Below are 13,295 nucleotides of genomic sequence, written 5' to 3' on the forward strand. Positions count from 1 at the left end.
CGCTGTTCGGAGGATTCCCATGCTGACCGTTGCCCAGGTGCTCGCCCAGAACAATTTCGGGGACACCCGCACGGGTGGCCTGGCCGGCCCGATGGGCCTCTTCCTCATCCTGGTGCTGGGCACCGTCACCGTGCTGTTGATCCGCAACATGAACGCCCGGCTGCGCCGGCTGCCCGATCGTTTCCCCGCGGAGAACGCCGCTGGTGATTCGTCCGCGACGGACCAGACGGTCGGTGATCCGACAGATGGGACCGTCACGGCGGATTCATCCGCAGACGCCGCCAACGGGCGCCAGCAGCGTCGCGACGCCTGATCGGGGCATGATTCACGCCGAACCGGATGGTCGCCCCCTGTTGCGGCCATCGGGTTTGGCTTAGCCTTCCGCCGGGGGGACCAGAAGTCCCCAAGCTGTGCGCGGGAGGGGGCGCCGATGACCATCGCAGTCCTGTCCGCCCGTCGCCCGTCGCGTTCCTGGCCGGCGGGAGGGGGTCGGTGACCTCCGGCAGGGCCGGTCCTTCCCTCGACCGGCCCGCCGGCCGTGGTACCCAAATCGGGCTCCACCTGCTCACGGCCGCGGTAGCGGGTACCGCGCTGGTCGCCGCCGTGGTGGGGCTGAACCTGCCGGTACGGCTGCCGTCCGACGACCCGATTGGCGGGCTGCCCCGGTTCGGCATCGCGGTCGCCCTGTTCGCCCTGTCGCAGCTGGTCAGGCTGCGGTTCCGGGCGGCAGCAGGGGTGGTCAGCATCACCTGGGCCGAGGCCGCACTGGTCGTCTGCCTCTATCTGGTACCACCCGGTTGGTTGCCGGCGGCGGCGCTGATCGGCGTCGCGCTCGCCTGGACGGCCCTGTCGGTGGTGGACGACGGCCGGACGACCTGGGACATCGTGCGGATCGCCGGCACACAGACCGCCGCGGTCGCCCTCGCGGTCGCGGTCACCACCGCCCTGGGCCAGCCGTTGCTTGCCGCTCCGACGCCGACGCTCGTGCTCGCGGTCGCCGCCGGTGCCGTCGCCTACCTGCTCGCCAGCGCCTGGCTGGGCGGGGTCATGCTGGCGCTGCGGCACGGGATGCCGATCGGGCGCCCGCTGCTTGCCGCGTTGCGCGGCAAGCTCCTGATGTTCGTCGGCAACGTGTTGACCGGCGTGCTTGTGGTCGCGCTTATCGAGATCGACCCCCGGTGGCTGCTACTGCTACCCGCCCCGCTGTGGCTGCTGCAACAGACCTACCGGCAGCGGCTGCACGTCGACCGCGAGCGGCGTACCTGGCGGTCGTTCGCCGAGACGACGGCCGCGCTCAACCAACTGGACGAGCGCGGCGTGGCCAGCGCGGCGGTCGCCGGTGGCCTGGCGCTGTTCGAGCCGGAGCGGGTGGACGTGGAGGTGGTCCGCGGCGACGGACGGTGGCGCCGTTACCGGGGTGACGCGGGCGGGCAGGTGACCGATCGGGAGATCGAGCCGCCGGCCGACGGTGAGCCCGCCCCGGAGGAACTGGTCCGCGACCTGTCGGTGGGTGAGACCCGGGTGGGGCGACTGCGGGTGCGATATCCCGGCACGGCACCACCAAGCGGCCGGGAGCGGGACGTCTTCGCCGCCTTCGCCGACGCCCTCGCCGCCGCCCTGCACGACGCGGCGACCAACCGGGAACTGCGGTTGGTCGCCGCTCGGTCGTCGTATGAGGCCGTGCATGATCCGCTCACCGGACTGGCCAACCGGGCGGCCCTGCTCAGCCAGGGTGACCAGGCGTTGCGGCAGCTGGCCCACGGCCAGCCCGTGGCGCTGCTGCTGCTCGACGTCGACCAGTTCAAAGAGGTGAACGACACGCTCGGGCATGCGGCCGGCGACCAGCTGCTGCGACTGACCGCCAACCGGCTCGACGGGCTCGCCCGCCCCGGTGACCTACTGGCCCGCCTCGGCGGCGACGAGTTCGCCCTGCTGCTGACCTCGGTCCCGGTGGTCGCGGACCGGGCCGCTCCGATGGCGTACGCGCTGCGCCAGGCTCGGGACATCGCCGACCGGCTGGCCGCACCGGCCGAGGTGGCCGGCGTACGCATGTCGGTCGAGGTCTCCGTCGGCGTGGTGGTGGCTGCGGCCGGTACCGCCGACCTGACCGAGCTGTTGCGCCGGGCGGACATCGCCATGTACCAGGCCAAGGCGGGCGGCGGCAGCGTGGCCGCGTACGACAGCGCCCGGGACGCGGCAAGTACCGACCAGCTGGCCCTGCTCGCGGAGCTGCGCGAGGCGTTGCAGGCCGACGATCAGCTGGTGCTGGTCCTGCAACCCGCCGTCGACCTGGCCACCGGGGCGCCGACCGGCGTCGAGGCGCTGATCCGCTGGCGGCATCCGCGCCGGGGCTGGCTCGGGCCGGCCGACTTCATCCGCCCGGTGGAGAACAGCGACCAGCTGGGCACCTTCACCCGGTACGTGCTGGACAAGGCGCTCGGGGTCGCCGCCGGTTGGGCCCGGGAGGGCCTCAACATTCCGATCTCGGTGAACCTCTCCGCCCGTAGCCTGCTGGACCATCGACTGCCCGGCGAGATCGCCGACGCGCTGCGCCGGCACCAGGTGCCGGCCGACCGGCTGGTCCTGGAGATCACCGAGACGGTGGTGATGAGCGAGCTGGAGGTCATCGACCAGGTGCTCGGCGCGCTGCGGTCGATGGGCGTCCAACTGGCGGTGGACGACTTCGGCACCGGCTTCTCCTCGCTGGCCTTCCTGACCCGGATCACCGTGGACGAGCTGAAGGTCGACCGCTCGTTCGTCCTTCAGATGGCCGACTCGCCCGAGGCGGCGGCGATCGTGCGCCACACCGTCGGGATGGCCCACGAGCTGGGGCTACGGGTGGTGGCCGAGGGCGTGGAAACCGCCGCGCAGCGGTCGGCCCTGGTCGAGCTGGGTTGCACCGCCGCCCAGGGCTACCACTTCTTCAAGCCGATGCCGGCCGACAAGATCGCCGCCGTGCTGAACTCCCTGACCCGCCAGACCCCGCACAACGTCCGCCCCCTGCGCGCCGACGACGCCTCCTGACCCCCCGCCCTCTCGGCGCGTCCCGCCCTTCCGGCCCGGTTGATCAAGAAGTTCGCGTCTGCCGGAGCGCGCTCCGGTGACCAACACTTCTTGATCAACCTTGCCTGGGGCGGGGGGTCAGGCGCGGGGGAGGGTTTGGGAGATGACCTGGGGGAGGGCGGCCCAGTCGGCGGAGGCGATCGTGGCGTGTCGGGCGGCCAACTCGGCGAGGCGGGCCTGGGCGGCGTCCGGGTTGGTGTTGCCGACGGCGGGCGGGACGTTCTGCGCATCCGTCATGATCAGCAGGTAGTGGTTTGTCGAGTACCAGGCGGTGTCGATGCTGCCGGTGACGTACGCGCTGGCGTCGCCGTCGAAGATGACGAACCAGGGGCGCAGGTTGGTCTCGGCGTACTGACTGCGGGGGTCACCGGCGCGGGCCCGGTGCACGGCCGGGAACGCCTTCGCGGTGCCGAGGTTGCCGGCGGCGTCCAGCGCCACCAGGTGCCGGGCGTACTCCACGTCGGTGCGGAGCGTGTCGGTCGGGTTGCCGTGCTCGACCGTGCCCGGGATCAGGTAGACGATCACCTTCCCGGCGAGTTGCCGGCGGGTCGGCCAGGCGTCCGCGCGGGCGGCGGCGTCCAGGCTGGCGTGTCCGCCGCGCAACTCGGCCGGGGTGAACAGCCGGTCGCCGAGCCGGGCGGCGAGCACCGCGTCGAGCTGAGTCGGCCCCTGCCCGGTGCGGGCACTGAACCCGGTCTTCAGTTCGATCTTGAGCAGTAGCGGTCCGGCGTCCGGGTGCGCGGTCAGCCAGAGCCGGATGTTGTCCAGGCAGTGCTCCAGGTTCCGGTTACGGGTGCCGGTGTAGAGCTGGGCGGCGCTGCTGGCGGCCACGCAGTTGTTGTCGTTGCCGAGCGGGTTGGAGTGGCTGACCCGCCACTGTCGGGTCAGAATGTCCGGCCAGACGTCCAGCTCGATCAGGCCGGGCCGGGCGTCCAGCGACTGCGCGAGATAGGTGTACGTGGCCTTCTCGTACGCGTTGTGGGTGCCGACGCCGGTGCTGGCCGAGATCCGGGTGTCGGGTTCGACCGCGGCGCTGGCCGGGACCGGCGGGGCGAGTGTGGCCAGCAGCACACCGGCGGTGAGGACGGACAGGAGCCTGAGTCTGCGCATGGAGATACCTCCTCGTCGCCGAGCCGGCGGAGATCGCCGGAGGCATGCACAGATCTAAATTGATCGACGTGAACGAGGGAAGGCCGGCCGGCGCACGGCGTACGACCGGCGGCCTGTTCCCGGGCTGGATATGGTCGTCGGGTGAACCGACTCGCGGACGCCACAAGCCCCTACCTGCTCCAGCACGCCGACAACCCGGTGGACTGGTGGCCCTGGTGCGACGAGGCGTTCGCCGAGGCCAGACGGCGGGACGTGCCGGTGCTGATCTCGGTCGGCTACTCGGCCTGCCACTGGTGTCACGTGATGGCGCACGAGTCGTTCGAGGACGAGACCGTCGGAAAGCTGCTGAACGAGGGCTTCGTGTCGATCAAGGTGGATCGTGAGGAGCGGCCGGACGTCGACGCCGTCTACATGACCGCCACCCAGGCGATGACCGGCCAGGGCGGCTGGCCGATGACCGTCTTCGCGACCCCGGACGGCACCCCGTTCTTCTGCGGGACGTACTTTCCCCGCCCGAACTTCCTCCGGCTGCTCGAATCGGTGAGCACCGCGTGGCGCGAGCAGCGCGACGCCGTGCTGCGCCAGGGCGCCGCGGTGGTCGAGGCGATCGGCGGCGCCCAGGCCGTCGGTGGTCCCACCGCCCCGCTCACCGCCGACCTGCTCGACGCCGCCGCCGACCAACTGGCACGTGAGTACGACGAGACCAACGGCGGCTTCGGCGGCGCACCCAAGTTCCCGCCGCACCTCAACCTGCTCTTCCTGCTGCGGCACCACCAGCGCACCGGCTCGGCGCGCAGCCTGGAGATCGTCCGGCACACCTGCGAGGCGATGGCGCGCGGCGGCATCCACGACCAACTCGCCGGCGGCTTCGCCCGCTACTCGGTGGACGCGCACTGGACGGTGCCGCACTTCGAGAAGATGCTCTACGACAACGCCCTGCTGCTGCGGGTCTACACCCAGCTCTGGCGGCTGACCGGCGACGCGCTGGCGCTGCGGGTGGCCCGGGACATCGCCCGGTTCCTCGCCGACGAGCTGCACCGGCCCGGCCAGGGCTTCGCCTCGGCGCTTGACGCGGACACCGCAGGCGTCGAGGGGCTCACCTACGCCTGGACGCCGGCCCAGCTGATCGAGGCGCTCGGCGAACAGGACGGCCGGTGGGCCGCCGACCTGTTCGGCGTCACCGAGGCCGGCACCTTCGAAGACGGCATGAGCGTGCTGCGGCTGGCCCGCGACGTCGACGACGCCGATGCGGAGGTACGCGGCCGGTGGCAGGACGTGGTCCGCCGGCTGCTCGCCGCCCGCGACGCCCGTCCCCAGCCGGCCCGCGACGACAAGGTGGTGGCCGCCTGGAACGGCCTGGCCGTCACCGCGCTCGTCGAGTTCGTCCGGCTGGTCGAGACCGCCGGCCGGATCGGCGACGAAGGGGAGGCCAACCTGCTGGAAGGGGTGGTGATCGTCGCCGACGGCGCGCTGCGGGACACCGCCGAGCACCTGGCCCAGGTGCATGTCGTCGACGGGCGGCTGCGCCGCGCTTCCCGGGACGGCCGGGTCGGCGAGCCGGCCGGGGTACTTGAGGACTACGGCTGCGTGGCCGAGGCGTTCTGCGCCATGCACCAGCTCACCGGCGAGGCGCGCTGGCTGGAGCTGGCCGGGCAACTCCTCGACGCCGCCCTGGCGCACTTCGCCGCGCCGGGTGGTGCGTTCTACGACACCGCCGACGACGCGGAGCAACTGGTGACCCGGCCGGCCGACCCGACCGACAACGCCACCCCGTCCGGCCGGTCCGCGATCTGTGCCGCCCTGGTCGCGTACGCGGCGCTGACCGGGGAGAACCGTTACCGGGAGGCCGCCGAGGCGGCGCTGTCGACAGTCGCGCCGATCGTCGGGCGGCACGCCCGGTTCACCGGGTACGCGGCGACCGTGGGCGAGGCGTTGCTCTCCGGGCCGTACGAGATCGCCGTGGCCACCACCGATCCGGCCGGTGACCCGCTGGTCGCGGCGGCGTACCGGCACGCCCCGCCGGGTGCGGTGATCGTGGCGGGTCACCCGGACCAGCCCGGCGTGCCGCTGCTCGCCGACCGTCCGCTGCTCGACGGCCGGTCCGCCGCGTACGTCTGTCGGGGCTTCGTCTGCCAGCGGCCGGTCGGCACGGTCGAGGACCTGGTGGCGCAGCTGGGCTGAGCCGCCGGACGATGCCCCGGCCGGGCCGGTTAGGCTGGCGCCGCTATGGATTCCCGTACCGGTCTGCCGGTTGTCGGCATGGTGGGCGGCGGCCAACTGGCCCGGATGACCCACCAGGCCGCGATCTCCCTCGGCCAGTCGCTGCGCGTGCTCGCGCTCACGCCGGACGACGGGGCGGCCCTGGTCGCCGCCGACGTCCAGTACGGCGACCACACCGACCTGGCCGCGCTGCGTACCTTCGTCAAGGGCTGCGACGTCGTCACCTTCGACCACGAGCACGTCCCGACCGAGCACATCCGCACTTTGGCCGGCGAGGGAGTGCAGCTCTTCCCGCCGGCCGACGCGCTGGTGCATGCCCAGGACAAGCGGGTGATGCGGGAGCGGCTCGGCCCGCTGGGCGCGCCGAACCCCGCCTGGCGGCCGGTCGAGTCGCCGAGCGACCTGGTGGCCTTCGGCGACGAGGTGGGCTGGCCGGTGATGCTCAAGGCGGCGCGCGGCGGATACGACGGCCGGGGAGTCTGGCCGGTGACCGACGCCGTGGCCGCCGCCGAACTCGCCGAGACCCTGCTCGCCGGTGGCACCAAGCTCATCGTCGAGGAACGGGTGGCGCTGCGCCGGGAGCTGGCGGTGCAGGTGGCCCGTTCCCCGTTCGGGCAGGTCGCCGTCTATCCGGTGGTGGAGACGGTGCAGCGGGACGGGATCTGCGTCGAGGTGCTGGCACCCGCCCCCGGCCTGCCGGAGGAGTTGGCGGTCGCCGCCCAGCAGCTCGCCATCGACCTGGCCACCGCGCTCGGGGTGGTGGGTCTGCTGGCGGTGGAGTTGTTCGAGGTGGCCGACCCGACAGTGCCGGGCGGCAGCCGGATCGTGGTCAACGAGCTGGCGATGCGACCGCACAACTCCGGACACTGGACCATCGAGGGCGCCCGTACCTCGCAGTTCGAGCAGCACCTGCGGGCGGTACTGGACTACCCGATGGGTGACACCTCGCTGACCGCGCCGGTCGTGGTGATGGCGAACGTGCTCGGCGGTGCACCCGGCGGCATGCCGGTCGACGAGCGGCTGCACCACCTCTTCGCCGCCGAACCGACCGCTCGGGTGCACCTGTACGGCAAGCAGGTACGCCCCGGTCGCAAGATCGGGCACGTCACGCTGCTCGGTACCGACCTGGACGAGGTACGCGCCCGGGCCGCGCGGGCCGCCCGTTGGCTGCGTGAGGGCACCGGTGACTGATCCGCGCGAGCTGGCGACCGCGTCCCCGCCGGGGGTGGGGCGGGCCGTGGCCGCGGCCGGGGACGACTCGACGGTCGACCTTGCGGACCTGGCAGTCGTGAACGAAGGGAAGATCGGCGTGAGCACCGTTGGCATCATCATGGGTAGCGACTCGGACTGGCCGACGATGAAGGCCGCCGCCGAGGTGCTCACCGAGTTCGAGGTGCCGTACGAGGTCGAGGTGGTGTCGGCGCACCGCACCCCGGTCAAAATGATCGACTACGGTCGGGCCGCCGCCGGGCGGGGCCTCAAGGTGATCATCGCCGGTGCGGGCGGTGCGGCTGCCCTACCCGGCATGATCGCCTCGGTCACCCCGCTGCCGGTGATCGGTGTTCCGGTGCCGCTGAAGCACCTCGACGGGATGGACTCGCTGCTCTCCATCGTGCAGATGCCGGCCGGTGTGCCGGTGGCCACCGTGTCGATCGGCAACGCGCGCAACGCCGGGCTGCTCGCCGTGCGCATCCTTGGTGCCTCGGATTCGGCCCTGCTCGACCGCATGTCCGCCTACCAGGCCGACCTCGAACAACTGGTAGCCGAAAAGGACGCCGCCCTCCGCGCCTCCCTGATCTGAGCAAGAGCGAGACCTGCGCCGATCTTGCACTTCTGGTCCCCGATACACCCCGAATAGCGGCTTATGCGGCGACCAAAAGTGCAAGATCGCGGGGGGAGGGGGGAGGGGGTCAGCGCATGCCTCGTAGGGCGGTTTGGAGGCGTTCCTGGGCGCGGCGGCGGCGTTCGTTGCTCGCGCCCAGGATCAGCAGCAGGAAGCCGACCGGGATCAACGCCAGCCACGGCCCGAGGCTGAACAACGCGTGCACCGCCGCGATGGCGGTGACCGCCGCGCCGATGATCACCGGTGCCTGCTGCTGACTCATCGATCCGAAGACCAGCACGGCGACCGCGCCGAGCAGCAGCAACACCTGGCGCAACGTGCTCGAATCGGTGGCCAGCACGATGGCCAGGGTGGGCACGAAGGCGGCCACCAGCGCCGGCCCGTACGCCACCCAGCTGCTCATGTCGGAGCGCTGGCGCAGTTCCAGGATGCCGACCAGCAGGGCCAGCGCGGCGAACGGCAGCGTGTACGCCTCAGGCAGCGCCACGTCGGCGACCCGCATCAGGATCCACCAGGCGATGATCTCGCAGGCCACCACCGCCCAGAACAGGATCCGCCGCTCCATCGGCCGGCGACCGGGTCGGGTCGCCGCGAGTCCGAGGACGGCGCCCCAGGCGGCCAGCAGGGCGGCGATGTGCCGTGGCGAGTCGAAGGCCAGCGCCAGGGCGATCAGCGCGGCGGCGTACCCGCTCCACTCCACCGTCGCCGCCTCGCGGCGCGCCTCCGGGCGGCGCAACCAGGGCAGCGTGGCGGCGAAGACCTGGAGCGCCGCACCGACCGCGAGCACCCCGAACGCGGACCAGACCGGAGCGAGCCCGGCCACCAGGCCAGCGGTGAGCACGAAGAGTTGTGCCTTCAGCGACGCGAAGAGCCAGCCGAGGATGCGCGCCCGGGAGGTGGTGCCGAAGAGCGCCGCGACCACACCGACGCCGACCCCGCCACCGAGGGTGAACAGGGTCAGCTCCCGGGTGGCGAGGTTGCCGGCCAGGCCGGCGCCACCGGCGGCGAGGCCGATCACGAAGACCAGTACCCGGGCCAGCCGCAACGAGCGGGCCGGCTCCTCGATGGGGGGCGGCGGGGTCAGCGCCAGCCCCAGCATCGAGATGACGAAGACGGCAAGCGCCGCGAGGCTGCTCGCCGGCCAGCCACGACCGAGCGCGATCGGCGCGATCAACAGGGTGACCGCGGCACCGGGCAGGATCACCGGCACGGCCCGGGACCGCCGGCCACCGCTGAATCCGGTGGCCGCCAGGGCCGCCGTCACGGTGAGCAGCAGCGCGGTGAGCACGTGCGTCGGGTTGACCGCGGCCGGCGGCGGGCTGAGCAGTTCCGGCGGCGGCCCCTGCCAGATCCGGCCCAGCGCCTGGTACGGCTCGACCAGCGCGGCCAGCAATGCCGGCGCGATGGAGACCAGCGCCAGCACGGTAGGTATGGCGGCGGCGGCCAGCGCGCCCGCCGCCGGGCTCACCCGCCACCGGCGCGGCGTGCCGTCGTCAGGCAACCGGCGGAGCGCGCCGTCCAGCAGTACGGTCCAGCGGCGGACCGGCTGCGCCGCGCCGGCCGGCGGTTCGGTCGCGCCCCGGACCAGTTCGGCGAGCACCCCGAGCAGGGCTGCGGCGGCGGCGTACACGCCGACCGGCAGGTGACTGGGTACGGCGGCCAGCGCGGTGATGGTCGCGCCGCCCACCACCCCGGCGCTCGCCCAGGGCAGGTACTGCGGGATCTGTCGGCGGAACGCGGCCACCACGGCCAGGCCGAGGCTGGCGGCGGCCAGACCGGCGGTCAGCACCACCTGCGGCGGATGGCCGAACTCGGCGGCCACGGCGGCGGTGGTGCCGGGCAGCGCCAGCAGGGCGGCAGCCAGGCCCGCGCCGCCGATCTGCGCCAGGTGCGGTGGCATCCCCTCCACCTGGATGTCGTCCACCAGCGGCTCGGCCGTGACGCGAGCCAGTGCCGCCACCACCGCGCCGATCAGCACGATGCTGCTCAGGGCCAGCGCGGTGGTCCAGGGACGGACCAGGCCGGCGCCGGCCGCGTGCAACGCGAGCACCCCGGCGACCGTCACCCGGGACAGCGCGGCCCGAGGATCGATGGAGGCGACCGCCGCCATCCCGAAGATGGCGGCGACCATCGCACCGATCAGGACCGGTGACCACCACGACAGGTCGAAGGCGGCCGGCGCGCCGATGGTGGCCAGCAGGACCGCCGCGCCGGACACGTCGTAACGCCAGGGCGGCGGCAGCAGGACGCCGGCGGCCAGCCCGAGCAGCAGCAGCGCGATCGGGCCCTGCCAGGTGGTGCCGCCGGTCGGCGCGGCCGGCCAGCCGCTCAGGTCGCCGTGCCAGATCGGGCCGGGGGTGGCCAGGACGCCTACCCCGCCGCGCAGCGCCATCCAGCCGGCGAGCAGCCCGATCAGGACACCGCCGATCACCAGCCCGAGCACCGGTCCGCGGCGCCACTCCTCGGGCATCGCCCGGGCGGCCACCGCGACCACCAGGACCAGCGCGGCGGCGACCGCGAGCTGGCCGCCCGGCGCCAGCACCGTGCCGATCCGCAGCAGGGTGGCGACCAGCGCAGCGGTCACCGCGGCGGCCGCCAGGTCGGAGCCGTCGAAGGTCACGTCGGAGCGCCGCCCGGCGTCGATCGACGGAGCGAGGAAGAGGAGTACGGCGGACACCAGCAACAACGCGGCGACCCATGCGTCGGCCACGGTGGCGCCCGGTGCGCCGAATCCAGCGGCGGCGACCACAAGCGCGCCGAGGCCGGTGCCCACCGACAGGGGTAACGGGATGTGCCGCTGGGACACCTGGACGACGGCGGCGTAGCCGAGCGTGACGCAGACGGCGAGGAAGCTCGCGGCGAGCACCGGCACGGTCGCCTCACGCAGGCTGGCCGGAGTCGGCGTGCTGTCGACCGGCAGCATGGCGGTGACGAACGCGGCCACCGCGCCGGGCAGCGCGAAGGCCGCGCCACCGGCGGCCCAGGCCGAAACGGTGTCCGCCGCGGCGGGGGCGAGCCGGATCCGGGGAGCGGCGGCGATCAGGGCACCGGCCACGACGAGGGTGAGCAGCACCGCCGCGGTCAGCGCGGGCCGGGCCAGGGCGGCTCCGGCACCGGCCAGCCCGATGCCGGCGGCGGCCACCGCGTGCGCCAGGGCCGCTCGGAGCGTACGGGCGGAGAGGCCGATCGCGCCGATCCCGATCGCGGTCAGCACCATCGGCCACGGCGCCATCGCCCAGGACAGACCGAAGGAGGCGGGTACGGCGAGAGCGGTAAGGGCGGCACCGGTGACCGCGAACTCGCGGCGGATCTCCGGCGGCAGGGCCAGCACCGCGGCCACGGTCAGCAGGAAGGCGCTGGCGGCGAGTTGCCAGGCGGCCGGCCCGACCGCGGCGGCCAACTCGGCCGGATAGCGGTCGAGGTCGGCGTTCCAGGCCGGCAACGCCGCCTGGATCGGGGCGAGTCCGGCCCGCAGGGCGCTGCCGGCGACCACCGCCCCGCTGACGGTCAGCGCCACGGCGGCGGCCAACTGCGGCCCGCGACGGGCGGACTCCGGTACCGCCCGTACCGCCAGGCCGGTGATCGTGATGACGGCCGCGATCAGCAGCAGCGAGCGGCCGGGCAGCGCCACCGAGGCGATCCGGCCCAGGGCGCCGATGACGGCGAGGGTGAACACACCGGCGCCGATGTCGGGCAGCGGTGGACGCCGCAGGGTCAGCGTGCCGGCGAGGCAGACCGCGGCGGCCAGCAGCAGCACCACGCCGGCACCGGTCGCACCGGCCACGGTGCTGGTCTGGAGCAGGGCGGTCACCGCGTACGCGAGGGCGAGCACCACCGCGACGCCGTGCAGCGCCCAGGTCAACTCCCGCAGCCCCGGCACCGGTCGGGTCGGCGCGGTCGCCGGGACACCGGCGGTCGGGTCGAGTAGTTCGCCGGCCTCCTCCGGCGCGCCCTCCGGCCGCCCCTCGGTCTGCCGCTGGCGGGGCGGGACCGCGCGGTCGGGCGGGACGGAAGCAGGTTCGCCGACCGGTGAGCGCTCGATGGTGACCGGAGAGCGGGCCAGCCAGAGGTCGAGGACGGCCACCACGGTCAGCACCAGGGCCCAGCCCGCCGGGCCGCTGACCCGCTCGTACGCCAGCAGTGGCAGGACCGGCTGGGCGGCCAGCACGGTGGCGAATCGGGGAGCGCGCAGCCGGGTCCAGCCGGCGTACCCGACGGAGACGGCGGCGGTGACCGCGAAGATCACCCCGGCGAAGACCGCCCCGGAGGCACCACCATTGCCGATCAGGTCCACCGCCCAGAGGGCGTACCCGGCGAGCGGCATCAACAGCAGGCCGACCGCGGCGATGGTCTCGGCGGTGGAGGTCAACCCCCGCCGGACCAGGACCGGCGGGGCGAGCAGCATGAGTACGGTCGCGAGCAGGAGGATGCCGAGCCGGGCCAGCGCGTCCATCGAGCTGGTCGCGACCACGGCGAAGACCACCGCGGCCACGCCGAGCAGCAGCGCGCCCAGGCCGAGGGGGATGTTCTGGACCTCGCGCGAGGACGCCTCCGGCGGATGCTCGGGGTCGTCGGCCGTCAGCCAGACGGCGTCCACCGGTGGCGGCGGCTCCTCCGCGCCGAAGGCGGCCTCCTGTCGGGGCACCCTCGGTGGCGGGGTGCTGCCGTCGGTCGGGTGGGTCCGCGGTGGTGGCACCGTGCCGTTGCCCGGTGTCTTGCGCGGCGGGCGGCGGCGCATGACCCGGCGGGGGCGGGTCGCCTGTTTGAGGCGTTCCTCACCGGAGTTGCCGGCGTGCGAGAGGATGTCGCGTTGAAAGAGCGCGGCCTGCATCTTGGCGGCGAGTTGGCGTTGCTCGCTGGCGATGGCGGCCTCGCGGGCCTTCATCTCCGCGATGGACCGCTCGATGTCCGCCAGGTGCTCGGCCCATTGTGGCTGGTGCGCACCGCAGCGCGGGCAACGGACCGCCGGCTTGATCTCCCGGCCGCACGAGGAGCACTGAAAGCTCGCCACGACACCCCTCCACCCGCAGTGTGGATTCCCACTGTCGCAGCATGCCCA

Annotated in this window: 7 protein-coding genes; 5 read left to right on the forward strand and 2 right to left on the reverse strand. The window is 73.5% G+C overall.

Annotated elements, in window-relative coordinates; genetic code table 11:
- The first annotated feature begins 19 nt into the window (after positions 1–19).
- Together QQG74_RS04845 and QQG74_RS04850 are read left to right on the forward strand one after the other, a co-directional pair.
- Complete coding sequence (locus QQG74_RS04845) at positions 20–313, forward strand: hypothetical protein (RefSeq protein ID WP_341719087.1); 294 nt, start codon at positions 20–22, stop codon at positions 311–313.
- Between the two features lie 236 nt (positions 314–549).
- The gene (locus tag QQG74_RS04850; protein ID WP_341721139.1) at positions 550–3,024 is read left to right on the forward strand and encodes a bifunctional diguanylate cyclase/phosphodiesterase; all 2,475 of its coding nucleotides are present in this window, start codon (positions 550–552) and stop codon (positions 3,022–3,024) included.
- A 117-nt stretch (positions 3,025–3,141) separates the two neighbouring features.
- Here QQG74_RS04850 and QQG74_RS04855 read toward each other — a convergent pair whose 3' ends face one another.
- Complete coding sequence (locus QQG74_RS04855) at positions 3,142–4,173, reverse strand: phosphatidylinositol-specific phospholipase C domain-containing protein (protein WP_341719088.1); 1,032 nt, start codon at positions 4,171–4,173, stop codon at positions 3,142–3,144.
- A gap of 141 nt (positions 4,174–4,314) precedes the next feature.
- Between QQG74_RS04855 and QQG74_RS04860 the strand changes: the two genes are divergently transcribed.
- The 3 genes from QQG74_RS04860 to purE all read left to right on the forward strand — a co-directional run bounded on the left by QQG74_RS04860 (position 4,315) and on the right by purE (position 8,194).
- The gene (locus tag QQG74_RS04860; RefSeq protein WP_341719089.1) at positions 4,315–6,354 is read left to right on the forward strand and encodes a thioredoxin domain-containing protein; all 2,040 of its coding nucleotides are present in this window, start codon (positions 4,315–4,317) and stop codon (positions 6,352–6,354) included.
- 45 nt (positions 6,355–6,399) lie between these two features.
- Positions 6,400–7,584, forward strand: coding sequence for a 5-(carboxyamino)imidazole ribonucleotide synthase (locus QQG74_RS04865; protein WP_341719090.1), 1,185 nt, complete (start codon positions 6,400–6,402; stop codon positions 7,582–7,584).
- Between the two features lie 118 nt (positions 7,585–7,702).
- The gene (gene purE / locus QQG74_RS04870) at positions 7,703–8,194 is read left to right on the forward strand and encodes a 5-(carboxyamino)imidazole ribonucleotide mutase (RefSeq protein WP_341721140.1); all 492 of its coding nucleotides are present in this window, start codon (positions 7,703–7,705) and stop codon (positions 8,192–8,194) included.
- Positions 8,195–8,303: 109 nt separating this feature from the next.
- On the opposite strand, the gene QQG74_RS04875 is transcribed toward purE, so the two are convergent.
- Positions 8,304–13,247 carry a permease gene (locus QQG74_RS04875; RefSeq protein WP_341719091.1) on the reverse strand — a complete coding sequence of 1,648 codons (4,944 nt, stop codon included), beginning with the start codon at positions 13,245–13,247 and terminating at the stop codon, positions 8,304–8,306.
- Between the last annotated feature and the right edge of the window lie 48 nt (positions 13,248–13,295).

This window comes from Micromonospora sp. FIMYZ51, from assembly GCF_038246755.1.
Classification (GTDB): domain Bacteria; phylum Actinomycetota; class Actinomycetes; order Mycobacteriales; family Micromonosporaceae; genus Micromonospora.